25 protein-coding genes, 1 rRNA gene and 1 riboswitch are annotated in these 26,701 nt (G+C 36.6%); of the genes, 3 read left to right on the top strand and 23 right to left on the bottom strand.

What is annotated here, in order from left to right:
* A complete protein-coding gene (locus tag C7D97_RS00165; RefSeq protein WP_105300210.1) occupies positions 1-774 on the top strand; it encodes a type III pantothenate kinase in 774 nt (257 codons plus the stop codon).
* Positions 775-832: 58 nt separating this feature from the next.
* Here C7D97_RS00165 and C7D97_RS00160 read toward each other — a convergent pair whose 3' ends face one another.
* From C7D97_RS00160 to lysA, 10 genes are all read right to left on the bottom strand, one after another.
* A complete protein-coding gene (locus tag C7D97_RS00160; RefSeq protein WP_105300209.1) occupies positions 833-1,108 on the bottom strand; it encodes a DUF1294 domain-containing protein in 276 nt (91 codons plus the stop codon).
* Positions 1,109-1,121: 13 nt separating this feature from the next.
* Positions 1,122-2,135: a 3-dehydro-L-gulonate 2-dehydrogenase gene (yiaK, locus tag C7D97_RS00155; protein ID WP_105300208.1), complete on the bottom strand. Its 1,014-nt coding sequence runs from the start codon at positions 2,133-2,135 to the stop codon at positions 1,122-1,124.
* Positions 2,132-2,755 (bottom strand): hypothetical protein, encoded by a 624-nt coding sequence (locus tag C7D97_RS00150; protein WP_105300207.1) that lies wholly within the window; start codon positions 2,753-2,755, stop codon positions 2,132-2,134. The genes yiaK and C7D97_RS00150 overlap by 4 nt, the downstream gene beginning before the upstream one ends.
* Positions 2,755-4,881, bottom strand: a complete 2,127-nt coding sequence (locus tag C7D97_RS00145; protein ID WP_105300206.1) for a hydantoinase/oxoprolinase family protein — start codon at positions 4,879-4,881, stop codon at positions 2,755-2,757. Before C7D97_RS00145 ends, C7D97_RS00150 begins: the two co-directional genes overlap by 1 nt.
* 8 nt (positions 4,882-4,889) lie before the next feature.
* Positions 4,890-6,194 (bottom strand): citrate transporter, encoded by a 1,305-nt coding sequence (locus C7D97_RS00140; protein ID WP_105300205.1) that lies wholly within the window; start codon positions 6,192-6,194, stop codon positions 4,890-4,892.
* A 140-nt stretch (positions 6,195-6,334) separates the two neighbouring features.
* Positions 6,335-7,294 (bottom strand): diaminopimelate dehydrogenase, encoded by a 960-nt coding sequence (locus C7D97_RS00135; RefSeq protein ID WP_105300204.1) that lies wholly within the window; start codon positions 7,292-7,294, stop codon positions 6,335-6,337.
* Positions 7,295-7,302: 8 nt separating this feature from the next.
* Complete coding sequence (dapB, locus tag C7D97_RS00130; RefSeq protein ID WP_105300203.1) at positions 7,303-8,052, bottom strand: 4-hydroxy-tetrahydrodipicolinate reductase; 750 nt, start codon at positions 8,050-8,052, stop codon at positions 7,303-7,305.
* Positions 8,049-8,930 (bottom strand): 4-hydroxy-tetrahydrodipicolinate synthase, encoded by an 882-nt coding sequence (gene dapA, locus C7D97_RS00125; RefSeq protein ID WP_105300202.1) that lies wholly within the window; start codon positions 8,928-8,930, stop codon positions 8,049-8,051. The genes dapB and dapA overlap by 4 nt, the downstream gene beginning before the upstream one ends.
* Complete coding sequence (locus C7D97_RS00120; protein WP_105300201.1) at positions 8,920-9,912, bottom strand: aspartate-semialdehyde dehydrogenase; 993 nt, start codon at positions 9,910-9,912, stop codon at positions 8,920-8,922. The genes dapA and C7D97_RS00120 overlap by 11 nt, the downstream gene beginning before the upstream one ends.
* 1 nt (position 9,913) lies before the next feature.
* On the bottom strand, positions 9,914-11,218 hold the full coding sequence (lysA, locus tag C7D97_RS00115) for a diaminopimelate decarboxylase (RefSeq protein WP_158679098.1): 1,305 nt from the start codon (positions 11,216-11,218) through the stop codon (positions 9,914-9,916).
* A 59-nt stretch (positions 11,219-11,277) separates the two neighbouring features.
* A riboswitch (Lysine riboswitch) is annotated at positions 11,278-11,422 on the bottom strand.
* Positions 11,423-11,644: 222 nt separating this feature from the next.
* Between lysA and C7D97_RS00110 the strand changes: the two genes are divergently transcribed.
* A complete protein-coding gene (locus C7D97_RS00110; RefSeq protein ID WP_105300199.1) occupies positions 11,645-13,003 on the top strand; it encodes an aspartate kinase in 1,359 nt (452 codons plus the stop codon).
* A gap of 75 nt (positions 13,004-13,078) precedes the next feature.
* Here the strand turns inward: C7D97_RS00110 and C7D97_RS00105 are convergent, their stop codons facing one another.
* On the bottom strand, positions 13,079-13,810 hold the full coding sequence (locus C7D97_RS00105; protein WP_105300198.1) for a hypothetical protein: 732 nt from the start codon (positions 13,808-13,810) through the stop codon (positions 13,079-13,081).
* A gap of 463 nt (positions 13,811-14,273) precedes the next feature.
* On the opposite strand from C7D97_RS00105, the gene C7D97_RS00100 reads away from it, so the two are divergent.
* Complete coding sequence (locus C7D97_RS00100; protein WP_105300197.1) at positions 14,274-15,443, top strand: IS110 family RNA-guided transposase; 1,170 nt, start codon at positions 14,274-14,276, stop codon at positions 15,441-15,443.
* Positions 15,444-15,881: 438 nt separating this feature from the next.
* Here C7D97_RS00100 and C7D97_RS00095 read toward each other — a convergent pair whose 3' ends face one another.
* From C7D97_RS00095 to C7D97_RS00040, 12 genes are all read right to left on the bottom strand, one after another.
* Positions 15,882-16,793 carry a serine hydrolase gene (locus tag C7D97_RS00095; RefSeq protein ID WP_105300196.1) on the bottom strand — a complete coding sequence of 304 codons (912 nt, stop codon included), beginning with the start codon at positions 16,791-16,793 and terminating at the stop codon, positions 15,882-15,884.
* Positions 16,794-16,803: 10 nt separating this feature from the next.
* The gene (mnmA, locus tag C7D97_RS00090) at positions 16,804-17,907 is read right to left on the bottom strand and encodes a tRNA 2-thiouridine(34) synthase MnmA (RefSeq protein ID WP_105300195.1); all 1,104 of its coding nucleotides are present in this window, start codon (positions 17,905-17,907) and stop codon (positions 16,804-16,806) included.
* Complete coding sequence (locus tag C7D97_RS00085; RefSeq protein WP_105300194.1) at positions 17,904-18,971, bottom strand: cysteine desulfurase family protein; 1,068 nt, start codon at positions 18,969-18,971, stop codon at positions 17,904-17,906. The genes mnmA and C7D97_RS00085 overlap by 4 nt, the downstream gene beginning before the upstream one ends.
* 85 nt (positions 18,972-19,056) lie before the next feature.
* A complete protein-coding gene (locus C7D97_RS00080) occupies positions 19,057-19,278 on the bottom strand; it encodes a YdbC family protein (RefSeq protein ID WP_015777520.1) in 222 nt (73 codons plus the stop codon).
* 117 nt (positions 19,279-19,395) lie between these two features.
* Complete coding sequence (locus C7D97_RS00075; RefSeq protein WP_105301833.1) at positions 19,396-20,484, bottom strand: GH25 family lysozyme; 1,089 nt, start codon at positions 20,482-20,484, stop codon at positions 19,396-19,398.
* Between the two features lie 76 nt (positions 20,485-20,560).
* Positions 20,561-21,205 (bottom strand): ABC transporter ATP-binding protein, encoded by a 645-nt coding sequence (locus C7D97_RS00070; protein ID WP_105300193.1) that lies wholly within the window; start codon positions 21,203-21,205, stop codon positions 20,561-20,563.
* On the bottom strand, positions 21,198-21,938 hold the full coding sequence (locus C7D97_RS00065; protein ID WP_105300192.1) for a hypothetical protein: 741 nt from the start codon (positions 21,936-21,938) through the stop codon (positions 21,198-21,200). Before C7D97_RS00065 ends, C7D97_RS00070 begins: the two co-directional genes overlap by 8 nt.
* Positions 21,935-22,708 (bottom strand): hypothetical protein, encoded by a 774-nt coding sequence (locus C7D97_RS00060; protein WP_105300191.1) that lies wholly within the window; start codon positions 22,706-22,708, stop codon positions 21,935-21,937. Before C7D97_RS00060 ends, C7D97_RS00065 begins: the two co-directional genes overlap by 4 nt.
* A 1-nt stretch (position 22,709) precedes the next feature.
* A complete protein-coding gene (locus tag C7D97_RS00055) occupies positions 22,710-23,276 on the bottom strand; it encodes a hypothetical protein (RefSeq protein ID WP_105300190.1) in 567 nt (188 codons plus the stop codon).
* Between the two features lie 76 nt (positions 23,277-23,352).
* The gene (locus C7D97_RS00050) at positions 23,353-24,057 is read right to left on the bottom strand and encodes a hypothetical protein (RefSeq protein WP_105300189.1); all 705 of its coding nucleotides are present in this window, start codon (positions 24,055-24,057) and stop codon (positions 23,353-23,355) included.
* 6 nt (positions 24,058-24,063) lie between these two features.
* Entirely contained in the window at positions 24,064-24,486 is a 423-nt protein-coding gene (locus C7D97_RS00045) for a hypothetical protein (protein WP_158679097.1), read from the bottom strand.
* A 541-nt stretch (positions 24,487-25,027) separates the two neighbouring features.
* Positions 25,028-26,701: ribosomal RNA gene (locus tag C7D97_RS00040) — 23S ribosomal RNA — on the bottom strand; the annotation flags it as partial.

Genomic DNA, 26,701 nt, shown 5'->3' with positions numbered 1-26,701 from the left:
ATGCTTTTAGCTATTGATATAGAAAATAGAAATACAGACTTTGGAGTTTTTAATAATGGGAAGCTTGCGGCAAACTTTAATCTATCTAGCATAAAGGATAGGTCAGCAAGCGAACTTTTTCTTATAATCAAATATCTTTTGCTAGACGAAGGAATAAAGCTTTCTGATATATCTGATATTATAATTTCTTCAGTCGTCCCAGAACTTGATAGGAAATATATGGATATTGCCTATAAGATTTCTAATAAAAAACCTTACTATGTATCTGCAGGTCTTAAGACAGGTATTAATATCAAATATGATAATCCTAAAGACGTAGGAAGCGATAGGATTATAAGAGCAGTAGGAAGTAAAAATAGGTCCGATAAAAACCTTATAATAGTCCAAGCGTCCACAATAACCACTATAGACTATATCAATAATAAAAACGAATTTCTTGGAGGAGCGATAATGCCTGGCATAGACCTCTTCCAAGAATCCCTAGTAAGGGAAAGCGCCAAGCTTCCCCAAGTTGACATTGTAAAAGTTGAAAAAATCTTGGGCAAGTCTACAACCAAGGCCATGCAAAATGGCATTTATTATTCCTACAAAAAGTCTGTAGAAGCAATTATTGGTGAGATAATAGAGCAAAATAAACTTGATAAGGATAATACTGAGATAATTACAAGTGGCGAATATGCCGATTTTATAGAATATAGGGACTTAAAGATAAAATCTATCCCAAACTTAGGTCTTTTGGGACTTAAAGATATATACGAACTAAATTCAAAATGACGAGGAAATAAATCAACTCTCCTCGTCTTTTAAATTTGATAAATATAAAATTTTCTTATTATCCAACAAATTTAACCTTATAAATTAGAAAAACTACTTGCAGGAAGAAAAATATAGGGAGGCCTGTCATAAATTTCTTGTGGCGGGTCTTATGTCTTATTAGCTTCATTGTAATATACATAGATACTGCCGCGCCCATTGCCCCTATTAATAAGAGGACATCTTCCCTTATACGATTTTTCCTAAATTTCTTGCTCGCTATCTTATCATAAATTGTAAGACTTACTCCAAGTATGTTAATAGCTAGTAGGAAAATTAAAACTTCTCTTTTCATAAGATTAATTTAACTACTTTTCCCCTAGGCTTTCCACCTTTTTAAATATATCACAATCGACCTCTATTCCTTCCCTTAGGCTCTTTTCTTTTCTCGCGTAAAGACCTAGTCCCGGATATCTAGGGCTTGCCCCAGGATTTTTAGGATGAGCTGATTTTACTCTTTCTTTCATCTTTTTTATAGTCTTCTCGTTTTCTTCCTTAGTGGAAAAGGCTTCTGGATTCATAGCTATAAAAATCTGCGAGCAAGATGTACAGTTAAATCCATCCCTGTCATCCATATCATAGGTTGACAAGCCATTTGATAAGAGAGCTGCCATAGTATCAAGGCATATGCCAAGACCTGACCCCTTCCAGTAACCCACTGGCAAGAGATTTTGGCTTTCTTCTATTAGTCTTGGGTCATCTGTAAGATTTCCGTTCTTATCAAAACCACCTGGATATGGAAGCTTTTCTCCCTTAAGCCTTGTAGTTTCAAGCTTTCCATAGGAGTAAAGGGAAATAGCCATATCGAGTGAGATATTTCCACTTTCTGATGGAATGGAGATACCTATCGGATTATTACCAAGACTATTCTCATCTGATCCCCAAACAGGCATGAGGGATTCGGTATTGGTCCAGCACATGCCAATCATGCCCTTATCAGCAATATTTTCGCTATAGGCCCCTCCCCTCATCCAATGAGTAGTATTCCTTAAGGTAACCATTCCTATTCCGTGCTCTTTGGCAAGCTCTGCCGCCCTATCACTTGCCTTAAGTGCATTGATTACACCAAAGCCGAGATTTCCCTCGTAGTTTTCGACAGAGCCAAAACCCTTAACAAGCTCCATTTCCGCATTAATATCAACCAAGCCCTTTTCTATAAAATCAATCAGTCTCGGTATCCTATTTAGCCCATGAGAATTGACTCCCTTAAGGGTAGAATCTGCGTGGACCCTTGCCATAAGTTCTGATTTTTCTTCACTAACCCCACTAGCTTTGAGGGCATTTTTTATTGTATTTTTTAATTTATCATAGGTTACTTTCATTTTATATCCTTGTATATTTTTCTATATAGAATCTCTTGTCTACCAAAGGCCTTTGCCAGAAGATAGTTGATTATAAGAGGGTTAAACTCCAAAGCTAGGAAGCTTTTCGCAAAGGCCATAGCTCCTATTTCTGAAGGAGCTTTAAGCTTAACTTTCTTTGTAATAAAGCCCATCTTCTTATAAGTAATGTATACCCTATCAGTGGGAAGCTTATCTTCTTGTTCGATCTTATGGTATAGCTCATGGGCGAGGATTATATCTGACAATTCTATTCCTTCAAAAATAGGCAAGTTATTTAGACTTGCCATATCTTCGATTTTGCTTATATTTTCATTATTGAAAATTATTTTATTATCTTCAAAGTAAGCTAGCTCATAGTAGCCAAATTCGCTTTTTTCTTCTTTATATTTTATTTCCAAATTATAAAAGTCTTTAAGCCCATCTATATCAGAAAAGATATCTTTCTTAGCTTCTCCTACTTTTCGTCCTATCTCTAAACTTTCTTTGATTATTTCTTCCTTATCTTGTATTTTTTCATAGAATAGATCTTCTCTTAGGAGATATTGGGCAAAAGTTTCATCTGATAAGGAAATAAGATTTGCTAGTTTTCTATCTTCCATTATAGGTCGTTTTTGGCTCCTATTACAATGACATCTTCATTGCCTTCTCTTAATGAAAGCTCTGAGTCAATCAGCATGTTGAGCTGTTCAAGGCTAGTAAGTCCTTCGAAGTCGACAATCTTTCCACCAAGGCAGAGGTAGATATCTGGATTTAGTTTGATGTCTGACTTAAATACTGCAAGATCCTTCCACATATTAGCCACTACAGTTCTTACCCCACCTGCAGTAGTTTTCATTGCCTTGGCATCAGCCCTTTGAAGCTTGATAAAGCCCTTATTATCAACAGCACGAAGCTCAGTTTTATTTCCTTTTTCTGCTGTAAATATATTGAAGTTTTCATTTGAGACAGGGTTTTCTACTTCATTTTCGCCTACTAGAAGACTGTCTGCGGCAAGCTTTCTCGCCTCTTCTTTCGTTACCTTTTTAGTTAAATCTTGGCTTGCTATTTCTGTCGAACCTGTAGCAATCGCCCTAACCTTTGAGGTTTGTTGGTCAATTTCTATTTGGATTTCAACAGATTCTGGACTAGCTCCAGATTTTATTACTTGGTCTGTAGCCTCTGATCTTAACTTCATAATATCTTCTCTAGTAGGTTGAGGAATAACTCTTTCTACTACATCTCTTACCATAGCAAGGGCAACTCCTATAGATGATATGATTTCTGCCTTGTCGGCTAGCTTATATGGTACCCCTAATTTATCTGCAGCAAATGGCAAGAGGACCTTGGCTCCTCCACCTCCACCGACAATAGTAGTTTGAGATTGTTCTACCTTGTATTTATCCATTAGGTCTAGGATTACTTCATTAGTTGTATTTGCAGCATCGTTAAGCACTTGTCTCGCTGCTTTTTCCATAGTTATTCCCAAAAAGTCAGCCAAAAGCTTGAAGCAGATTTGAGCACTTTCAGGATTGCCATAAGAATAGTCTCCTTCTTCGATTATACCTAGGGCATTGGCAGCACATGTTGTGGTTAGAGCATAATCCTTACCCTTTGCTCTTATTACTATATAATCTTTTGGATCTCCTTCTTTTGGTGATATTTGGATGATTTCTGCATTTTCAAATTCCTTAGGATCGGTAAATACTACATAAGGAAGGTTTGCTATATGACAGGACCTTGGTCCAACTTTTATGATTTTGCCTCCTCCTGCCCTTATCATAGATCCTCCAGCAACTCCAACTGTGTGGACATCCATTGAGTTAACCATAGTCCTTTGGCCACCGACTACCGCATAGTCAATCATTGGCCTTCCGTTTTTGATAACTCCGATATCTGTTGTAGTTCCTCCGACTTCGAAAAATATTCCGTTAGATACCTTAAGATACATCAAAGCTCCTACAGTTGAAGCAGCTGGACCAGATAGCATGGTAAGAACCGGTCTATTTCTCATCTCTTCTATATCCATTACTCCCCCATCGCCTCTCATGATCATTAAAGGAGCACTGATACCCGCTTTTTTAACAGCGGACTCAGTCGAATCTGCTGTGGCAATCATCTTTGGCAGGATTGATCCATTTATTACGGCTGTTCTTGTCCTTCTTGATAGACCGTAAAGTTTAGATATTTCTGAAGCTGCACAAACCTCAATTCCCTTAGCCTTTCCCATCTCTTTGATGAGGAGCTCTTCCTTGTTTCCATCTACTCCGAAGGTCTTAGATACAGCTATTACTCCACAGCCACTTTTTATCAATTCATCTACAATACTTGCTACATTTTCTTCTGTGAAGTCTTTCCTATTTATAAATCTATATTCTGTTTGAATCTTTCTCTTGCCAGAATCATCAAGCTCTATGTCTTTGATATGACCTTGGATTTTGGATAAAAATCCTACAAAGCCACCATTAGCTATACCTATTATTCCAACCTTAGCCACATCTCCTTCCACTAGGGCGTTGGTTGCTTGTGTTGTAGAGTGAGCAATAAAAGTAACCTCATCTGCTGAAATATTATTTTCTGTAAGGCACTTATTAAATGATTCTATAACTCCCTGACTTACACCAAGCTCATGGTCGTGAGTTGTAGGGATAATTCCCATACCAACTATGTCGTATGTGACATTGTCAATGGCAACAGCCTTGGTATTTGTACCACCTACATCTATACCTACTCTAATTTGTCTTTTCATACTTCCTCCTAACTACCAAAGAATACAAAAACTAAGAACAAGTTGATAGCTGTTATAATCCAAGCCCAAACTAAACCTGTCTTCATGAAGTCCTTAACACTAACTTTAGAATAGTTAAGTGCCCACAAGTTCCAAGATTGGGTAGGACAAGCCGCAAGGTTCATAGCTATAGTTGGTACATACATAAGTGTAAACAGAAATGGTGTCGAATAAGAACCAAGTGCATTTAATACTCCAACTGTTGCTGCCCCTGCCCCAAAGATTGTGAGAGGTCCCCTAAACAAACCGAGAGGAGCCATAATCATAAAGGCTAGAGTCAAACCTAGGGTAGTCTTTGGCAAAATATCTCCTAGAATTGGATCAAAAAATGGTGCTGCTACTCCAGAAATCTTGTTAAACATTGGAAGGATAAACAAGAATCCCAATAGACCTGCTACATCTATTACTCCATCGTAGAAAGTAGAAGATACGACCCTACTTGCTTCGGCCCAGCTTTTACCGATTTTCCCACAAACTATTAGAGCAAAAACAGATCCAACTATAAAGGCAGGAATGCTTGCCCAAGAAAATACTATAGATAAAAATGTAGGAATGATTGGTGTGATTAGAGCAATAGTTGGCACCTTTTCCATATCGCTTTCCTCATTTAAGTCTATATCCCAAGCCTTTTTCTTTCTTCTTTTCTTAGAAAAAATCTTCATATGAGTAAATAGCATAATAGCTACGATAAGAAGGTGAACTGCCATAGCAGCAAAGGCCCATCTTATGTATTCTTGAGAGAAAGTCATATCCTCAAAAATCGCTTGCATCTGTGAAAATAAAACTGGGTTAAGATACATACCACTTGCTACAGACATCAGATAACTTGTTACTGCTAAACGTTTTGGTACTCCCAAAGATAAAAGAATCGGTAGGACTATAACTCCTATCGCAACAACTGCACCAGCACCAAAGGTTGCTGTAAAAATTACTCCAGTAACTAGGGAAAGAAGAACAGTAACTATGAGTGGATCGTCTCCTCCTAGTTCAGTAACAGATTTGATTAGTTTTGAAGCAATTCCCGTATCAACTAGGATCTTACCAAACCAAGAACCAAAAATAACATTAACAGCGGTCGCTCCCCATGATTCTGGTCCACCCTGTAAGATATCCTTCATTCCGTCAGCCCAGCTGATCTTTCCGCCTAAAATACTAAGTCCAAGCCAAACAACAGCCATGACGAAAAATCCCGTCATAAGGTTTCCGCCCTTGGCGGCATAAATGGCAAGGCCTATATAGGTTATGATCAAGATTATACCTATAAATAAGTCCATAAATTTCCTCCAATATAATATTTGTAATCGCTTACACAATTATTATAGACAATAAGCTCAAGAAAGTCAACATTTTAACAAGAAAAGACTAATCCAAATAGTCATTTGCTCAGATTAGTCTTTGTGAGGGGTGATTTAATTTATATCATATGTTTTAGTAAATATTCTCTATCATAATCAATTAGCATAGAGATTGGTATGTCGAGGACTGTCTTTGCTCCATAATCCTTGTCTTTATATAACTTATAGACAGCCTTTCCATAAGCAAGGGCTACTGCCCCCGTAAAGTCAGGGTTTCTATCAAGATCTAGGATAAATTCCATCCTTGCCCTTTGATCTTTTGCATTCTCTCCTTCTCTGATGACTCTTCCCCCATGAGGCATACCCTTGTGATTTTTGTCTAAATCTTCTTGGCTAATGAAGTTTACCCTAGTCTCATAGCCTTCGAAGTAGTCAGGCATGGTCTTTATTTTTCTTTCGATTATTTCCTTATCAGCCCCATCTTCTATTACTACAAAGACTTCCCTAAGGTGGGCCTTTTGTGGAGTGAAGTCAGGCTCAAGCCCCTCTCTTACGCTTTCTAGAAAGTCTTCTCTTGGAATTGTGTATTGGGCCGCATCCTTTACTCCTTCTATAGATCTTACAGCTGCGGAGTGGCCTTGGCTTATGCCCTTACCCCAAAAGGTGTAGGTCTTTGCCTTTGGTAGAACAGCTTCAAAGAGAGTTCTAGCTAAGGAAAATAAACCCGGATCCCAGCCTGTTGATATTAGAGAAACTTTCTTCCTATCTTTTGCAATTTTATCCATCTTTTGATAGTAATCGTATATGTGCTTGTGATTGTCGAAGCAATCGACGGTGTTGAAATCTCTAACGAGCTCTACTCCTTGGATTTCTATATCGTGATCTGATGAACCACACAAAAATAATATATCAACCTTATCCTTGTAGTTTTTGATATCATCTATGCTCTTGACTTTTGGATTTTCTTTAATTTCTCTTCTTGAGAAGTATCCTACAAGTTCCATCTTATCCGACTCATCTACTAGATAGCCCAGACTTTTCCCTAAATTTCCATAACCAACTATTCCTACTCTAATCATTTTCTCTCCTATTTATCTAAGACATCAGATATTTGATATCTGCCTTTTTCTTTTCCTTCTATGAAGCTTGCTGCCTTTAAGGCTCCCTTGGCAAATATTTTCTTGCTAGCTGCGTGGTGGCTTAAGCTTAATACCTCATCTTCTCCTGCAAATACCACCATATGGTCTCCGCTAATTGTGCCAGCCCTAAGGGAAGACATACCAACTTCATTTTTTTTTCTCGCTTTATTTTCCGAAAATCTATCGTATTTTTCTACTAATTTTCCATCTCTGCCCTCATTTACAGCGGCAAAAAGCATCTTTGCAGTTCCACTTGGGGCGTCCTTCTTGTATTTGTGATGGGCCTCTACAATTTCTATATCGAAGTCATCCAAAAGGCCTGCAAGCTCTTTGGCTACTTTTAGCATTATATTAATACCTATAGAGTAATTTCCTGATTGAACTAGGGCGATTTTCTCACTTGCCTCATCTATTTTCCTAAAATCTTCTTCTGTATAGCCGGTAGTAGCAAGTACTAGCTTTAAATTATTTTCGAAGGCAAAAGTTATAAGCGGATCTAGAAGGTCTCTTGAGGAGAAATCTATTATTACATCTGCCTTTTCTTTGATTTTTGCAAAGGAGTCATAGATTGGAAAATCCCCTTCCTCTTCCTTTTCAGCAATTCCTGCCACTATTTTATATTCCAGACTTTTACTAACAAGCTCTGCTACAGTCTTTCCCATGGCTCCAGATGCCCCTACTAGGATGATTTTAATCATAAGACACCTAGTTTCTTTAGTTCATCTTCCAAAAGCCCTGTCGTCTCACTGCTAGCTGGGCTTAGGGGAAGTCTCATATAATTATCAGAAATTCCTATAAGTCTCAAGGCTTCTTTTACAGGAACTGGATTTACCTCATTAAACAAGGCTTCAATGAGATTAATATATTTTACTTGACTAATTCCTGCTTCTTTTTCGCATCCTTCAAGATAATCGTGGACCATCTCGCTAGTTTCCTTTGGCAAGATATTGCTTAGGACAGATATTACACCACTTCCCCCAACTGATAATAAAGGAACCATAAGGTCGTCATTTCCTGAATATATGGCGAAATCTTCATCTACCAGACTTTTGACCTTGATTGTATAGTGAAGGTCTCCTGTTGCATCTTTTATACCTACAATATTTTCTATCTTTGAAAGCTCTGCCACTAGTTCTGGATCGATATTTACTCCAGTTCTTGAAGGAACATTGTAAAGAATTATAGGCTTTGTACTTTTTTCTGCTATGCTAGCAAAATGCCTGTAAAGCCCCTCCCTATTTGCCTTGTTATAATAAGGAGTCACCACTAGGAGGGCGTCTACCCCATCAATTTCGCTAACTTCTTTAGAAAATTCAGCCGCCTCTTTGGTGTTATTTGACCCAGTTCCAACTATAATTGGAAGTCTGCCTCCTACTTTTTCTATAGTGAAATTAATTAGGTCAAGCTTTTCTTTCTTATCCATAGCGGCTGCTTCTGCTGTAGTTCCACAAACCACAAGCCCGTCTACCTTATTTTCTACTTGGTAGGCCAAAAGCTTCTCATAGGCTTCATAATCAATTGTCAAATCTTCCTTTAATGGTGTTGCTAGTGCTGTAGCTACTCCCTTAAAAATCATTATTAACCCCCATTAGTATTTCTGAATTCATAACTGCATTAGTTGCAGCTCCCTTTCTTATATTATCAGCAATAATCCAAATATTAAGTCCGTTTTCGATAGACTCATCCTTTCTAATTCTTCCCACATAAACTTCATCTGTTCCTGTAGCCATGGTTGGTATTGGATATATTTCTTCTTTGATATCATCTACGACCTTAATTCCTGGGAAATTTCCTAAATCATCTCTTAATTCATCAAGGTCGAATGGCTTAGTAAGAGATAGGTTACAAGATACTCCGTGTGAGTTTTCTACAGGAACCCTTACTGCCGTGGCAGTTATCTTAAGAGATGGATCTTCAAGGATTTTTCTTGTCTCATTTACCATCTTCATCTCTTCTTTGGTGTAACCATTATCTTCGAAGACGTCGATTTGGGCTAGGACATTGTTTGCTATCTTGTATTTCCATTTCTTGTTAGTTTTGTTATAGAGGTCTTCTAGGGCAAGCTCTCCTCCACCGCTTACTGCCTGGTAAGTATTATAGACAATCCTATCGATTCCGTACTTGTCATAGATTGGCTTAAGAGCAAGGACTGATTGGATTGTAGAGCAATTTGGATTTGCAATTAGCATGTCTTTATCTGTGATAATAGATCCATTTACTTCAGGAATAACTAAAGGCACACCGTCGGCCATCCTAAAGAAGGAAGAGTTATCTACAACCTTGATTCCCTCTTCGATAAAGAGAGGAATATATTTTTCTGAAACAGATCCACCTGCTGCAAATAAGGCTATATCGATGTCTTTTCCCTTGAAGGAATCTTCTGTGAGCTCATCAATTACAAAGTCTTCGCCCTTAAAGCTTATCTTTTTACCTTTTGATTTAGCTGATGCGAAGGGGAAAAATCTTCCTACCGGAAACTTCCTTTCTTCTAAGATTTCTAGGATTTTTCTTCCTACAAGTCCGCTTGCTCCAACAACTGCTACATTTAAATTTTCCATCTTAATTCCTTTCTTCATATTCTAAATTATTGATTAACAGATCTTCGTACGATTCTCTTCTTACTGCCAAATAGTCCTTGCCGTCTTTGACAAAGACTACGGCAGGACTTAACATCTTATTATAATGCGACTGCATGACATAAGTATAGGCTCCTGTCGACGGGATAAGAAGTAAGTCATCTTTTTCTGGATTGCCGAGCTCCACCTCATCTATTAGGATATCTCCCGATTCGCAGAGCTTGCCAGCAACCCTGTAAGATTTCTTAGATGACTCTTTCTTGTTTCCTATAAGGGCGTCATACTTTGCCCCATAAAGGCTTGGCCTAATATTATCACTCATTCCCCCGTCCACAAATACTAGAGGAAGACCCTCCAGGGTTTCTTTAACAGAAGATACTGTATAAAGAGTGGAGCCGGCTTGGTTTATTAAGCTCCTTCCTGGCTCAATTCCAACTATTTTTATAGGAAGGTCAAGCTCACCGATCTTTTCTTCAATATGTTTTATAAATTCTGGCAAGAATTCTTCAAGGTCAAGTGACGGATCTTTCTCCTTCTGGCTTACCCCAAAGCCTCCTCCAAAATTAATATTAGTAAATTCATATCCTAAGTCATTGCTCATCTTTTTGGTAAAATCTAGGAGGATATTGCTTTCTTCTACGAAAAACTCGCCCTTAGTAACTTGGCTACCTATATGGGAATGGAAACCAACAAGTTCGATATAAGGATCTGCTATAATCTCTTTGATATAGTTTGTGAGCTTTTCATCTCTGATATTTAAGCCAAATTTTGAATCCGCATTTGATGTTTGGATAAACTTGTGAGTATCAGTCACTATATCAGGATTTATCCTAAGAAGGACCCTCATTTTTTTCTTATATTTTCCTAAAAGCCCTGATAGAAGATGAAATTCCGCCATGTTATCTATAATGATAAGACCAATATCATTTTCTATAGCCATGATTAGCTCTTCTTCTAGCTTGTTGTTACCGTGGAAGTGGATTTTCTGTGGATTAATCCCTGCCTTAAGGGCAAGGAAAAGCTCCCCACCACTTACTACATCGAGATCTAAGCCAAGGCTCCTTACAAGACCTAGGACATACAAGTTAGAAAAGGCCTTTGAAGCATAGACAATTTCTGTCTCAAACTTATCGGATTTAAACTTATCCATAAATACCTCGGCTGTATTTTCAAAAAGCTTTTGATCATATATATAAAGCGGTGTATTGTATTTTTCTTTAAGCTTATTTACACTGACCCCTCCTATATGTAGGCTATCTCCTATCCATTCCATGTTCTTTCTAAGCATCTTTCCTCCTATAAATAAAAAATCATGAGCAAAAGTCCCATGATTATCCTTTCGCCCCCAATGTAAGAAGTACTCCATAGAAAAATGGCGTTTTCCTATGACAGCCACATCCTTATTCAGTAATGCGACCAACACCTAAGCATTTCGGCGATTATACCTTTCGAAATTAATCTAATAATTATAACCGCGACCTCTCACTTACATCGTTCAGTTGTTGTAATATAGCCTATCACTTATCAGTCGAAATGTCAAATAATAAATATGTTCTTATTTTTATCCAACTTACTTTTTCTTGCTAATCCCTTACATTTAAAGCTTTGTAGCGCAGAGACAAAAATAAATAAAATTTTATCCATTTGCATTATTTTTATATATATGTAAAGTATTTAATAATATTAGTCATAGGAGAATAAGAAAGGAAAAATAATGATAAAAGTTGCAAAATTTGGTGGTTCATCTCTCGCAAGTGATGAACAGATCAAAAAGGTCGGTCAAATAATAAAAAACGATCCAGATATTAGAGGAGTTGTCCTATCCGCGCCAGGCAAAAGAAATGATTCTGACATAAAGGTCACAGACCTACTTATTAGACTTTTCAAGGAATATTCTAATTCTAGCGATTCTTACATAAAGACCATGGATAAAATAATCGAAAGATATAGGCAAATCGGAGAAGGCTTGAATCTTGACTGCGATTTTATCGAGACTTATAAAATAGAGCTCAATCAAATGCTAGAAAATATTGACGATGACTTCTACCTTGAAAACGCCCTTAAGTCCTGCGGAGAGGACTTTAACGCAAGACTTATCGCAAGATATCTAAATACTATTGGTCTTAAGGCAAGATACGTCTCTCCAAAAGAAGCAGGCATAGAGCTAGACTATGTATTAAATGAGCCGATAATTTCAGATAGAACTTATGAAAACATTAAAAAGTTAAGAGATATTGATGAGCTTATAGTTATGCCAGGCTTTTACGGAGTAAATAAGCAAGGTGAAATCCTAACCTTCTTAAGGGGAGGCTCTGATATAAGTGGAGCGATTCTAGCAAGAGGACTTGGATGCGATATTTATGAAAACTACACAGATATGTCTTATATTTACTCTGCCCATCCAAAGATGATTGATAGTCCAAAGCCTATCAGAAATATAACCTATGCAGAAATCAGAGAGCTTTCCTACAACGGATTTGAGATCTTCCAAGAAGATGCAGTCGAGCCTCTCCTTAATCAAAATATTAAAATCTGCGTCAAAAATACCAACAAGCCCTACGAGGGAGGTACTGTTATAGAGCAAGATAGATCTGATGTAGATAGCAATCCGGTTGTAGGGATATCCAATGTCGGTAAGTTTATCTCTTTTAATATCACAGAATATCTGATGAATAGGAAGGTCGGTTATATAAATAAGCTCCTTGATATATTCGAATACCAACATATTCCTGTCGAGCATATACCAACAGGAATCGACTCTTTGTCAATTCTTATTAGAAAAGAGCATATAAAAAGCGAATCTGAGATGCAAAGTCTTAAAAACGCAATTGACGAAAACTTTGCCTACAACAAGTTTAATATCAAGGATAATCTAGCCTCAATCGCTATAGTTGGCGAAGGCTTAACCAATGACATGACCCGAGCCCTTTATCTTATAAGTAAGTCCTTAAATGAAGAAGATATCAAAATCGAATTTATCATCCAAGGAGCTTCCAACAACTCACTTTTCCTCTTTGTAGATGAAAAAGATGAGAAACTTGCAACTGAAAAGCTTTATTCTTATTTTATGTAAAATTTACTTTATCCCTCTCTCTTATATATTCAAAAAGGATAGGCCCTAGATTTTAATCTACGCCTATCCTTGGTTTTATTTCTTCTTATTTATTTTTAGACCCACAAGTGATATAGTAAGTGCTGATAAGCTTAAGAGGCTAGAGCTTATCCCTGTCTTAGGATTTTTATCTGCCTTTGTATCTTCTTTATTCTTATCTTTCTTTTTATCACTTTCTTCGTTTGATTTCTCATTATCTTTTTCTAGCTTTTTTACCTCATAGATCTTAGAAAATTGGGCTGGATATGATTTCATAACTATATCATTGTGAGTAATTTCGTACATATCTCCCACACTTAGGTCTTTCGCAAAGTATTTCTTTGAAAGAGTGTACAATTCTCCTTCAGAACCTTCTTTTTCAACTGTAACAGCTTCTTCATTTATTTCCTTAACTATAAATTGTCCAGTTATTTTCTCTTCTTTATTTGGATCGCTCGTCTCTTCTATTTCATAAATTCTTGAAAACTGTCCAGGTTCTGACAACAAGTTGATTCCATCACTTGTGATATTTACCTCTTTACCTATCTTAAGATCGATATCCTTAAATTCTTTCTTAGGGACTGAGACTAAGTCTGAATCCATTCCTTTCTTATTAAGTATTACTGATTCTTCAGCAATTTCATTTATAACATAAGTTTCTTTTATCTTTTCTTCCACGTTTTCCTTGATTTCAGTTTTTTCCGTATCAGTCTCTGCTGCAAGGCTAGGGCTGATATTTGTCATAGCCATCGTTAGTATTAAGCTTGTGATTATAATTTTTTTCTTCATAAGAGTCTCCTTTTATTTTATAATAACAAAGTTGATATTAAATTTGTATAAAGATATAAAAAGAGGACCGAGGCCCTCCAAGACTGTAGACAAAATCGAAATTACCCTTATTTCGACCAGGTAAACATCCATTGATTTGGATATTTACCCCTCTGACTAGTGCGGGAGCACGGAAAAGTTACGAAGTAACGAGTCAGAGTACGGAGTGAGTGGAGAAATCTAATGAGATCTCTTGTATCATATAACTATAGTCATTCTATGGAAAAAACAATGGAATACTATACATTAAACATAGTGTTGTGGAATGTGTGAGATCTCTATAGCTTTGACTATTTCGCGGAGACTACAACCACATAACTATGTTTTTTTGTTAATTAGTTAGATATCGCTAGACGATTTATTGTACAAGGATACGAGACATAACTTATGTGGAAGCACAACAATAATTTTAAAGGAGTTTTCTATGATCTATTTGGGTATTGATGTTTCTAAATTTAAGCATAACTGCTATCTTGCTGTTGAGGATAATTTTGATAAAGGGTGTCATTTTGAAATTAAGAATTCAAGAGATGGTTTTGATTTTTTACTAAAAAAACTTTCTGATTTTGATAAGGATAAAATTAGAATAGGATTAGAATCCACCGGTCACTATCATCTCAATCTTTCAAGATTTCTACTAGATTTGAATTTCAACATTCATTTCTTTAACCCTTATCAAACTAGTCTTTACAGAAAGGCTGATAGTTTTAGAAATACAAAAACCGATAAGGTTGATGCTTTCTTCATTGCAAAGCTTCTAAGAGCTACTGACTCTAATCCTACTCACAATGAATTGTATCATAATTACGAACTTAAGTCACTAACTAGATACAAATCTTCTTTAAAAAGTGATAGGGTTAAGTTAAAGAATGCTATTGTAAGCCACTTAGATTTAGTATTTCCTGAATTAAGTAGCATCTGCAATGATGTATTTTGTAAATACACTCTAGAGGTATTAAAAGAATATCCATCTGCAGATAAGATTGCTAAGGCAAACTTAACAAGGTTAAGCAACATAATTAAAAAAGCTTCTAAAGGAAGTCACTCTAAAGACAAGGCAATAGAGATTAGGAATGCTGCAAGAAGGTCAATAGGGATTGATTCATCTGCTGTATCTTTTAGATTAGTTCAAGATATTAAATCCTTGGAATTCTTATGTAAACAAATCAAAGAAGTTAATGAGGAAATTAAGCCTCTCTTAGATTGTTTAGATAGTCCAATAATGAGTATACCTGGTGTAGGAATAGAGATAGGCCCTAGTCTAATAGCTGAGATTGGAAACATAGAAAAATTTGAAAATCCAAGTAAACTATTGGCTTATGCAGGTCTAGATCCATCAATCAGTCAATCAGGAACAATGCATTCAAACTATAGTAGTATGAGCAAAAGAGGTAGTTCATACTTAAGAGATGCTCTATTCATAGCCGCATTTTTAATATGCCAAAATGACGAAACATTTAGGATTTACTATGAGAAAAAGAAAAATGAAGGTAAACGCCATTACGTAGCCCTGACACACGTAGCCAGGAAATTAACTAGAGTAATATTTCACCTTCTAAATACAAATCAGAAATTTGTAAGCCAAACGTCCTAAAAAGATATGAAATTTAAAGAAAATTTTAAGCTATCAAAAACGATAGCTTATTTGTCATGCCAATAATTCGTTATTTAACCTAACGGAAGTCAATTCTTGATGAATAAATTAAGTATTTATTCAACTTTTTATGAATTTTAATTTGTTAATTTTTTTAATTTTCGACTTGACTTCCGATAGTTAGTCTCCATGCGTTCGTTTCACTCACACTAAAACAAGTCGTAACAAATTAGTATATATGTCTAGCTTTTAGTTTTAGGGTTAAATGTGCCAGTTAAGGCACATTTAACTAGTCGAGATAAGGGCAACTTAACTATAAAATAAATTTAAATTAAAGCTACTTTGTCTACTCTCTGAGAGGACCGAGGTCCTCCATAAACAAAATCCTATCCAAATTTCAGGCCCATATCATAAGTAAAACAAGATTTAACTATTGCCTTAGTCAAAGTTATAAAAAGCTTCAGTAATTCTCTCACCCACACTTCTCAATACTCTTAGTTCATTTTCATTGTCATAGTATTTGTTCGTTTTCATAGCAACAGCCAAGGCAAATCTAGTAGATCCAACATCTATTATAGCCACATCTAATTCTTGTCCCCTATCTGGATTTTCTCCAGACTTATTAATTCCTTTAGCATAAGTTGGCAAATTTGCAAGCAATTTACTTGACTTAGTATTTGTATTAGTCATTGCTTGTTTTATTTTTTCTGCGTTAATTGCGCTTATAAGCTTAGGATTGTTTAACTCTTCCATAGCCCTTATTAGATCGGAAACATCTACCATATTCTCCTTACCTGAATGAGCTAATTTCCTATTTAAAGAAGTCCTATTTGATCCAGTAAGTTTTGCTATTGTATTATTTACTGTAGAAAAACCTCCTAGAGCATCTATAACCCTATTTGTAGCGTAATTATCAGACCTATTTAACATTAAATGTATGTCATTATTTAGGGAATCTGTCTCATTTATAGATCCCCTTTCAATATTTTCATAGGCACTGATAGCGATAAAAACCTTGATAGTTGAGGCTGAAGGAAGAGACTCACTAGTATTTCTATAATCAAGGTCAATATCGCTATCTCCTTTTAAAGTTTTTACAGCGACTTGATAAGACCCGTCTACCTTATCCATTTCTTCGCTAATAATATTTGATATTTCTTCATTTAGCTTGTTGTTTTTATCTTCTTTGTCTAGACAATCTCCCGTGTCTTCTTTGAGATTTTCTGTATTATTTTCCTCAAATATAATGTCTAGGTCGTAATCATCATAATAAACGACATCAGAAGCATAGGAACTAGCTATTCCCGTAGCTAATATCGATAAAGCAAAAGCTAGTAAGTATTTCTTCAAATTATTACTCCTACACCAATAGCTTTTTTCCATCGTTATAGACCTCATCTATTATGGCAGATCCTATACAAACTTCTCCCTGGTAGAAGACAGCTGCCTGGCCTGGAGTTACTGCCTTAGTCCTATCGTATCTTACTTCTACCTTGCCATCTTCTAGGACCTTTACATGGGCCTTGATGTCAGCTTGTCTATATCTAAATTTGGCTGTACAGTCAAACTCTTTTGGGATTTTTTTGTCGGTGAAGGTCGAAAACTCACTAGCATATAGCTTATTTGAGAAAAGAAGGGGGTTGTTTTTTCCTTGGCAGACTATGAGTTCGTTTTTCTTTAAGTCCTTGCCACAAACAAACCAAGCCTCTCCTTCCCCTCCGATTCCAAGGCCTCTTCTTTGGCCAATGGTGTGAAACATAAGTCCATCATGAGTTCCAAGGATATTGCCCTCAGTATCCACTATATCCCCAGCCTGGGCTGGTAGGTAGTTTGATAAGAATTCATTGAAGTCTCTTTCTCCTATAAAGCATATTCCTGTAGAATCTTTCTTATCAGCTGTAGCTAGCTTGTACTTGTGGGCAATTTCTCTTACCTCGCTTTTTTGAAGCTCTCCTACTGGGAATAGGACGTCTTTGATTTGCTCTTGGGAAAGCTGACTTAGAAAATATGTCTGGTCTTTATTGGAATCTAGGCCTCTAAGCATGACTGTCTCATCCCCTGACCTATCCACTCTAGCATAGTGGCCGGTTGCCACATAATCTGCTCCCAAGGACTTGGCAAAGTCTAGAAAGGCCTTAAACTTAATCTCCTTGTTACACATTATATCTGGGTTTGGAGTTCTACCCTTCTTGTATTCATCAAGGAAATAAGTAAAGACTCTGTCGTAATACTCTTTTTCAAAGTTTATTGAATAGTAAGGAATGCCTATTTGATTACATACTGCTACTGCATCTTCGTAGTCGACTTCAGCTGTACAGACTCCATTTTCGTCTGTATCATCCCAGTTTTTCATGAAAATTCCTACTACATCATAGCCTTCTTCCTTTAATAATAAGGCTGCTACAGAAGAATCTACTCCCCCGCTTACTCCTACTACTACTTTTGTATCTTTTTTCTCTTTCACTTAATCACCTCTCTTAAAACTTCCATTAGATAATCTATATCAGAAAGTTCATTCTTAAAGCCAAAGGAAAATCTCACCGAATGAAGGGCTCTGTCCTCATCATATATATTTGTTATAACCCTACTTGGCTCAAGGGCTCCCGCCCTGCAGGCTGATCCTGCTGACGCACAAATCCCCTTCATATCGAGATATGTCAATAGAAAATCCGACTTAAATTCTGGAAAATAAATATTTATTATATGATCTGTTGACTTATCTATGCTGCCATTTACTTCGTAGCTAATCCCTGTAGAAGAAAGCTCTTTTAAGAAATAATTTTTTAGCCTTTTAATCTTTTCTCTTTCTTCTATTGTTTTATCAAAGGCCTGGCCCATAGAGTAGGCTCCCATGACAAAGGAAGTCCCTGCTCTTCTATTTTTTTCCTGCTCGCCTCCCTTGATAAAAGCCTCTAGGTCCTCTCTTAAATACAAAATCCCAAAGCCATTTACTCCTCCGACCTTATGGCCTGATAGGGAAAGTGAGTCACAGGATATTTCGTCTACATCTATATCTACATGGCCATAGGCTTGGACAGCATCTACGTGAAAGTGGATATCTCTTTCTTTAAGATAAGCTCCAATCTCCTTAACTGGCTCAATTGTTCCAAGCTCGTTATTTACATACATGGCTATGACAAGTTTGGTTTCTGGACTTATTTTACTCTTCAAGTCATCTAGGCTTACTAGGCCTTCCTTATTAGCCTCAAGATAGGTCACCTTCTCCCCTGCCAGAGTATTTAGGATAGAATCGTGTTCTATATTTGTTGAGATAATACCCTTTCCCCTAAAGGCATTGATTACAGTATTGTTAGATTCGCTCGCCCCTGAGGTAAATATCACTCTTTTAGGATCTGCCCCAATCGAATTTGCAATCTTTCTTCTAGCTTCTTCTAGGATTTTCTTAGCCTTTCTTCCTAAGCCATGTGTTGAGTCGGGATTGGCATCGAAGGAATCAAAATCGTCCATCATCTCTTCTATTATTTCTTTTCTTTTTAAGCTTGTAGCTGCATAGTCTAAATAAATCATATTACCACCTATTTTTTAAATATACTTTAAATCGGCTATATTTAAAGCATGCAAAGAAAAAACCCTCATCAATTGAGGGATTTCTTTAATGAAATTCATCAGCCAAAATATTTTTAAGAACTTCGGCCTCTTCTGTTGTAAGGGTTATGCCCTTGCTCATTCTTGTGTGATCTTCATTCCAATCACGGATGTCATATTTTGGATCTCTTTCATTCCAAGAAACAAGATTAAGCTCCTTGGTCCAACCCTTGGCATTGGTTGAAAGAACTCCAAGATTTTCAACTATATCATATTTAATTCCTGCCATCTTTATCTCCAATCTATAATATTTTCTAATTAATACTCTTTTATTATTTTATAGTATTCTTTATTTTAATCAAGTCCTATTGGGAATCTTAGCTTATATATAATATAGTAATCTATTTTAAATTCTCCTAGATTTTAATAGTCTATTTACCTCTTTTTGGATTACGGCATAATCGTATCCAGCATATTCTAATCGTCTCCTTCTAATATTTCCATTGCCCCACTTGCCGGCGATTACTTCTTCTGCTACCTTGACAAAGCCTTTGGAGGATACTCCTGTCATTATTAGTGGGTAGTCCCTGTAGAGGATATTCTTGTCCAAATCTCCCTTGTAGCCATAGACTCCACCCTTGGACGAGTATTGCCAAGAATCGTAGTGGCTGTCCTTGTATTTCGGATAAGGATTATCCTTCTTCCATTCTGCTATCCAGAACTCATTCTCATTTCTTACTTCTTTTGTCAGATATTCATTGGCAAACCATGAATAAGAATAAATTCCTGCTACATAGCCATTTCGCCTGATAGCCTTGGTAAAGGCATCTGCCACGGCAGAGATCTCTTTTTTGTTAGCCTTAGCCTGTCTATCATTATCCTCTATGTCTATATAAATTGGTAGGGAAACTTTCTTATTTCTTACTATATCTAAGACGTAGTTTGCCTCTTCTATGGCCTCATTTTCATTTATTGCCCTTGAATAATGATAGAAACCTAGAGGAATATCTCTTCTATTAAGCTCGGCATAATGAGTTTCTATTTTCTTATCTTTACTTAAGCTCTTATCCTTTTGTCTAATAGATGTTCTAAGGATTGCTCCATCTATTGAATTTGCAAGTTTATCATAGTCAATATTCTTAGGATTTTGATACTCACTCATATCTACGACCTTCTCATAGACAGAAACTTTTGGATAGATATCAGATTCGTCTAAGCTATCTTGAACTTCTGGATTTAATTCTTCTACGATTTCTTCCACTTCCTCCTCGCTAACTAGTATTTCTTCATTCTTATTATCTTCCGGAATTTCTGTATTAGAATTTTCATTTCCAGAATTTCCATCATCCGTATTTTCCTTAGGCCCTTGGTCTTCTTCAAATATAATATCTATATCATAATCATCATACATTACTACTTCAGAAGCATAGGCTATATCTGGAAGTAGGAGGGCCAAGACTAAGGCAGATCCTACAAGTTTTTTATTAATCTTCATATATCCTCTTTTCATTTCTTTACTTAAGTAAATAATATCACAAACAAAGATTTCAAACAAGAAAAAGAGGATATTTCTATCCCCTTTCAATCTCAAAAGTCTCTACTATACTTCCTTCCTTCATGACAAAGACCTCGTCTGCGCATTCTTCTATAATTTCCTTCTCATGACTTGCTAGTAAGACTATGGTCCCTTTCGCCTTTTCTTCCTTTATTATTTTCTTAAGTACAACTATTCCTTCCTCATCTATGGCGTTGGTTGGTTCATCTAGCATAAGGATTTTAGGATATTCCATTATGGCTTGGCCTATGGCAAGTCTTTGCTTCATTCCAAGAGAATATTTGCCAAAGTCCTTATCCTTCGCTTCATAAAGACCTACAAGCTTTAAGATTTCTTCTATTCTTTCTTTTCCAATTATATTTCTAAGAGATGCTATCATTAAAAGATTCTCGTAGCCTGTTAGGTCTTTTAGAAAGGAAGGATTTTCTAGTAAGAGACCAAGGTCTTCTGCAAAATACTTATTATTAAGCTTTAAATCATTTACAATGATTTCTCCACTATCTACTGTAATAAGCCCCGATATTGCCCTAAAGAGCATGGTCTTGCCTGACCCATTTCTTCCTTGAAAGCCATAAACCCTGCCCTCGGTAAGTTTAAGATTGATATCCTTTAAGATTTTTGCTCCCTTTATATTTTTATTAACTCCACTTACTTTAATCATTGCTTCCTCCGTAGAAATTATAAGATCTAAATACTAGGACTGAACCTATTATTATCAAAATTATATAGACTAGCCATACTATCAAATTATCAACCATACTTATATATCCACCCATCACATCAGTCTTAAAGGCTAGGGTCTGCTGGCCAATAAAGCCTTTGAAATTACTAGTCATGCTTAGAATTAAAAATATAAGGGTAGAAGCTATACCAAATTTGAATCCCAAGACTATAGCCAATACAAAGGCTATGACAAATAGAATTGATTGAGTCACTATATAGGAAAAGATAAGCCTAGTAAATATCATGAAATAAGCTTTATCAAAACTAGATACCAAAAACGTATCAAAAATTACAAGTAGGTAAATAAATAGGTTAATTATTCCTATACTTATAATCCCAGATAATATTTTGGATAGAAAATACATCTTCCTCGACCTAGTCTTAATTAGTATATAGGAGGCATTGTCAATATGGTCTTGGTATATTACAAAGGATACAACAAATACAGGTATCAATTGAAACAAAAGCCATACAATAGGAGGCTCAAAACCACTAAATGATTTTATATAGCCACTATCAAATAAGAGTCCTATAAAAAGCTCCATCGAATTATAATCACCATGTGGTAGGATATAAAACTGGCTTAAAACTATAAGAAATAGGTATATAATCATAAGTTTCTTCGATCTATTTACTATATATTTAAGATCTCTAGCCAAGAGTTTTCTCATAACAAGTCACCCCTTCTCCTATATTTTACGAAATATATTATGCTAGGCACTAAGAAAAGAACACTTACAAACAAAGTCAAATAATCAGGCTTCATTGTACTATATAAGATTCGAAATATTCCAATTTGAGAATTCTCACCGAGGAAACCTCCACAAATATATATGATTAAATCCAATATATAGGGTATCATGCTTCCTAAAAACCTATTGTTAAATTTGGTATTTATATAGATTGCAAATGTGGCAATCAAGCCCCCACACAAGAATATTTTTAGGAAGTGGAGGATATAGAAGACTAACTTGCTTTTTAAAAATACATAAGCAAATAAGCCGCTCCTATCAATGTTCATGATGTTAAAATAAACTAGGGGAACATTTGCTCTTACAGTAAACCACAAGAGTAAATTAACTAGGGCAGGTAACATAGCAAATATTCCAGCTATTATAAAATTATAAACTAGGGTCTTTCTTATATATTTCCTATAATCTAGCTTGCTTGCTATTATATTAGTGAGTCCTGTAGTCTTATCTATAACAAAAGCATCAGCATAGATAAAACCTGAAAAAACAAATACATATACAGCATTCAAAAACGAAGCTGTCCCCATATTTACTATGACACTCTCTGTCCAAGGAGATTGTAATAGTCTCTTGTCGAAATTATCACCGATTGGGTAGGAAGTAAAGGCTACAAAATTGATTAAAAACAAAAATACAAGGAAAATTCCGATTTTTTTCTTATTGAACATTCTAATATTAAAAAACTTCATATTAAGCACCTACTTCCACAATCTCATAGTAAAAGATACCCTTATCTAGCTTGGCCTTATATTTACTAGAATACGCTTTACTAGGCATCCTCAAACATGAGGGATACTTTCTGTAATCTTCCTCACTAAATACAGAATAATACAAATAAAACTCCTTAGAGTCATTTCCTTCTATTATAAAATCATCATCTCCATAATAATGATCATACATATCAAGGTCTATATTAACTGGTATATCTTCTCCTGGCTTTAGATTTTGAACAACTGAATCTCTAAATCCATTTCTATATTGAATGCCAAACATAAGCTTACTTGAATCTAGTTTCCTGTTAGTATTATTTCTAACTTGGTATTTTACCCTTAAAGAATAGGCTTTCCTTTTTTTATTATTGTTCTGTATAAAGTCATAGTCTTTGACTACCATAGATAGATCCCCGTAGTCTATCTCCTCACCGACCTTATAATTTTTTATCTCTATATCATGTGGCTTGTCCTTATTGGCCCTATATATACCAAAAGGCAGATATAGGGCAAAGACGGCCACAAGTCCTATTAGAAATTTCTTCATAAAAGCTCCTATTAAATAAGGATTGTTGTAACTTATATTAAGCCAAGCTCTTACTAAGTTTCAACAATCCTTAATCTTACTTAGGTGATACCTCACTGGTAGTGTCCACTTTCTCATAAATATCTATCTTAGAAAGTGCGTCATCGTAATACTCGTCAAAGTCTTCCTTGTAATCAACTAAGCTTTGAACATACTTACTTCCACCAGAAATCCCACCTTGTTCTATTAATATTCCATTCTTATCGTACTTACTATAGCCCCTGTCTGTCTCGATAATATAATTATCGTCTTTCTTGTAAATTTTTAGCTCAGGTATCCTATTTTTATCTTCATCATAGAACATCCTGTAATCAATTTCATTTTTGTCGTTCGGAGCTTGATCAACATCTTTTCCCTTGTCAACTTCTCTTACATTATATTTCTTAGTCTTATCTGATATAACATAATGATTCTTTCCATCAGATAGGATGTATAGTCCATCGTCGATATAGAGAGATCTATCATCAGCTGAAACAAATTTATACTGATCAAATGAATCATTTTTCATCTTGTATTCATATTTATATACACCCTTAGGGTAGCTTACATCAGATAAGAATTCTAGAACTCCTTTTTCTTCATCTGTAAGTAACTCGGAAGCGATTTCAGCATATTTTTTTCTTTCCTCAACGTGTAGGGACTCTTCGCTAGATTTATTTTCCTTGATGATAAGAGAAGCTATGACTACAAGGCCTATAATAAGTATAGATATTAACGAGTACTTTTTGATATTTTTACTCATAGACTATTATTGACACCTGTAAGAATCTGCTGACCACCAACCAGATAATTGCATACTTCCAACACCTAGTCTATCACCACGTAACCTTACGTAGCAACCAGGATCTTTATCTTCTACAACATTGGATGAAATACAGTACCAAATATCTGCTTCATCAACATATACCCTTTCAGTATATGAGCTTTTAGATTTATCGTCATAAACTACACTAAATGTACACTCTCTTCCATTTGATAAATAATCAACATAGGCATATGCAGGTGATTCGGTATCCTTACGTTGTGACGCTGTATATCTTGCAAAAGATAAAGCAGAAAAATCAAAATTGAAATCGACATCCTCATAACCATGTGCTCCTACAACTACTGCACTTAGAAAACATATTCCAACACTCAAAGTTACTACAATACTTTTCAATTTATTCTTCATAATTTTTGACCCATACAAATAGCTCCGATCTTAATATAAAGTATAGGTATCCTCCTTGATATTATAGTATCATAAATGAAAACGTATGTCAAATTATAACTTAAATATTTTACTTTATTATCGTAGTAGGTTATTATTCACTAAAAATACTAAATAATAGCAAAAATTTCAATAAAAAAAGACTGAATAATCAGTCTAAATTAATTTATTAATGAGCCTTCTAAATAGCGTCTAGTTTACTTACCAGACCTTGACCCTTCAAAACGTCGTAGCTTTCTAGCCAATCGAGCTTCGCTCTCTTGGGAAATCTTTAAGGTTTATATATAATTGCAATAAAAAAAGACTGAACTATCAGTCTAAATAAGTTTATTGAACCTACTAAATAGCAGTCGAGTCAAACTTCTCCATTCTAAGCTATCTTTAAGCTTAGTATTGGTCCGTAAGTTCCTAGCCAAGCTTTCTTCGAAACCTTGGGGAACTCTCGACTAGGACCTACCATCGATTTGCTTCGCAAATCGGGTTAGGTCTCTAAAAAATATTTCCAGTCAAGATTTAAAGTTTAGTATCCATTAGCTTAATACATTACTGCACTTACACCTTGGACCTATCAAAGGTATTTTCTTTACCTACTCTGAGAAATCTTATCTTGAGGCCTGCTTCGTACTTAGATGCTTTCAGTACTTATCAATTCCACACGTAGCTACCCAGCTATGCTCCTGGCGGAACAACTGGTACACCAGAGGTGTGTCCATCCCGGTCCTCTCGTACTAGGGACAGATCCTCTCAAATTTCTTACGCCCACGCTGGATAGGGACCGAACTGTCTCACGACGTTCTGAACCCAGCTCGCGTGCCTCTTTAATGGGCGAACAGCCCAACCCTTGGGACCTACTTCAGCCCCAGGATGAGACGAGCCGACATCGAGGTGCCAAACCTCCCCGTCGATGTGGACTCTTGGGGGAGATAAGCCTGTTATCCCCGGGGTAGCTTTTATCCGTTGAGCGATGGCCCTTCCATGCGGTGCCACCGGATCACTAAGTCCGTATTTCTACTCTGCGCAACTTGTAGGTTTTGCAGTTAAGCTCGCTTCTGCCTTTGTACTCTGCGAATGGTTTCCGTCCATTCTGAGCGAACCTTTGAACGCCTCCGTTACTTTTTGGGAGGCGACCGCCCCAGTCAAACTGCCCAACTGACAATGTCCGATGCCCTGATTCAAGGGTCATCGTTAGAACTTTAATATTAGAGGGTTGGTATCCCAAGGGTGACTCCACATACACTGGTGTGCGTGTTTCTAAGTCTCCCAACTATCCTGTACGTCTAATCTCAAAGTCCAATATCAGCCTACAGTAAAGCTCCACGGGGTCTTTCCGTCCTAGCGTGGGTAAGTCGCATCTTCACGACTACTACAATTTCACCGGATCCTTTGTTGAGACAGTGCCCAAATCGTTACACCTTTCGTGCGGGTCGGAACTTACCCGACAAGGAATTTCGCTACCTTAGGACCGTTATAGTTACGGCCGCCGTTTACTGGGGCTTAAGTTCTAGCCTTCGCATTCGCTAAGCCTTCCCCTTAACCTTCCAGCACCGGGCAGGTGTCAGCTCCTATACTTCATCTTTCGATTTTGCAGAAACTTGTGTTTTTGGTAAACAGTCGCTTGGGCCTGGTTTCTGTGGCCAGATCGCTCTGGCTCCCCTTCTCCCGAAGTTACGGGGACATTTTGCCGAGTTCCTTAACAAAGGTTCTTCCGCGCGTCTTGGTATTCTCTACCTCCCTACCTGTGTCGGTTTTGGTACGGGCGCTTTGGTCTTGATAGTGACTTTTCTTGGCAATTTGAAATCAGCTACTTCTCTACTTGTGTTTTCGATACCTATCAAAGCTTGGCCGTTTGTCATGCGGATTTGCCTACATGACAGCCTTACTTTTTAGACTAGCATCCATCAGCTAGCTTAGCTTATCCTCTTGCGTCATCACTTCTCTATAGCGACTTTAAGCGGTACAGGAATTTAAACCTGTTATCCATCGGCTACGCCGTTAGGCCTCGCCTTAGGTCCCGACTTACCCTGAGGGGACGAGCCTTGCTCAGGAATCCTTAGGGTTTCGACGGGGATGATTCTCACATCCCTTCTCGCTACTCATGCCAGCATTCTCTCTTGTATGCGCTCCACACGTGCTTTCGCTTATGCTTCTTCGCCCATACAATGCTCCTCTACCACTG

The organism is Anaerococcus marasmi, assembly GCF_900290195.1.
In the GTDB taxonomy this organism is placed as follows: Bacteria; Bacillota; Clostridia; order Tissierellales; family Peptoniphilaceae; genus Anaerococcus; species Anaerococcus marasmi.
Note: the sequence above shows the minus strand (reverse complement) of the source record. Positions and strands in the feature narration are given on the sequence as shown.

Excerpts from the sequence above, each read along its gene's own strand:
- C7D97_RS00165 (WP_105300210.1), top strand. The coding sequence starts at position 1 with ATGCTTTTAGCTATTGATATAGAAAATAGAAATACAGACTTTGGAGTT.
- C7D97_RS00160 (WP_105300209.1), bottom strand. The coding sequence starts at position 1,108 with ATGAAAAGAGAAGTTTTAATTTTCCTACTAGCTATTAACATACTTGGA.
- yiaK (WP_105300208.1), bottom strand. The coding sequence starts at position 2,135 with ATGAAAGTAACCTATGATAAATTAAAAAATACAATAAAAAATGCCCTC.
- C7D97_RS00150 (WP_105300207.1), bottom strand. The coding sequence starts at position 2,755 with ATGGAAGATAGAAAACTAGCAAATCTTATTTCCTTATCAGATGAAACT.
- C7D97_RS00145 (WP_105300206.1), bottom strand. The coding sequence starts at position 4,881 with ATGAAAAGACAAATTAGAGTAGGTATAGATGTAGGTGGTACAAATACC.
- C7D97_RS00140 (WP_105300205.1), bottom strand. The coding sequence starts at position 6,194 with ATGGACTTATTTATAGGTATAATCTTGATCATAACCTATATAGGCCTT.
- C7D97_RS00135 (WP_105300204.1), bottom strand. The coding sequence starts at position 7,294 with ATGATTAGAGTAGGAATAGTTGGTTATGGAAATTTAGGGAAAAGTCTG.
- dapB (WP_105300203.1), bottom strand. The coding sequence starts at position 8,052 with ATGATTAAAATCATCCTAGTAGGGGCATCTGGAGCCATGGGAAAGACT.
- dapA (WP_105300202.1), bottom strand. The coding sequence starts at position 8,930 with ATGATTTTTAAGGGAGTAGCTACAGCACTAGCAACACCATTAAAGGAA.
- C7D97_RS00120 (WP_105300201.1), bottom strand. The coding sequence starts at position 9,912 with ATGGAAAATTTAAATGTAGCAGTTGTTGGAGCAAGCGGACTTGTAGGA.
- lysA (WP_158679098.1), bottom strand. The coding sequence starts at position 11,218 with ATGCTTAGAAAGAACATGGAATGGATAGGAGATAGCCTACATATAGGA.
- C7D97_RS00110 (WP_105300199.1), top strand. The coding sequence starts at position 11,645 with ATGATAAAAGTTGCAAAATTTGGTGGTTCATCTCTCGCAAGTGATGAA.
- C7D97_RS00105 (WP_105300198.1), bottom strand. The coding sequence starts at position 13,810 with ATGAAGAAAAAAATTATAATCACAAGCTTAATACTAACGATGGCTATG.
- C7D97_RS00100 (WP_105300197.1), top strand. The coding sequence starts at position 14,274 with ATGATCTATTTGGGTATTGATGTTTCTAAATTTAAGCATAACTGCTAT.
- C7D97_RS00085 (WP_105300194.1), bottom strand. The coding sequence starts at position 18,971 with ATGATTTATTTAGACTATGCAGCTACAAGCTTAAAAAGAAAAGAAATA.
- C7D97_RS00080 (WP_015777520.1), bottom strand. The coding sequence starts at position 19,278 with ATGGCAGGAATTAAATATGATATAGTTGAAAATCTTGGAGTTCTTTCA.
- C7D97_RS00075 (WP_105301833.1), bottom strand. The coding sequence starts at position 20,484 with ATGAAGATTAATAAAAAACTTGTAGGATCTGCCTTAGTCTTGGCCCTC.
- C7D97_RS00070 (WP_105300193.1), bottom strand. The coding sequence starts at position 21,205 with ATGATTAAAGTAAGTGGAGTTAATAAAAATATAAAGGGAGCAAAAATC.
- C7D97_RS00065 (WP_105300192.1), bottom strand. The coding sequence starts at position 21,938 with ATGAGAAAACTCTTGGCTAGAGATCTTAAATATATAGTAAATAGATCG.
- C7D97_RS00060 (WP_105300191.1), bottom strand. The coding sequence starts at position 22,708 with ATGAAGTTTTTTAATATTAGAATGTTCAATAAGAAAAAAATCGGAATT.
- C7D97_RS00055 (WP_105300190.1), bottom strand. The coding sequence starts at position 23,276 with ATGAAGAAATTTCTAATAGGACTTGTGGCCGTCTTTGCCCTATATCTG.
- C7D97_RS00050 (WP_105300189.1), bottom strand. The coding sequence starts at position 24,057 with ATGAGTAAAAATATCAAAAAGTACTCGTTAATATCTATACTTATTATA.
- C7D97_RS00045 (WP_158679097.1), bottom strand. The coding sequence starts at position 24,486 with ATGAAGAATAAATTGAAAAGTATTGTAGTAACTTTGAGTGTTGGAATA.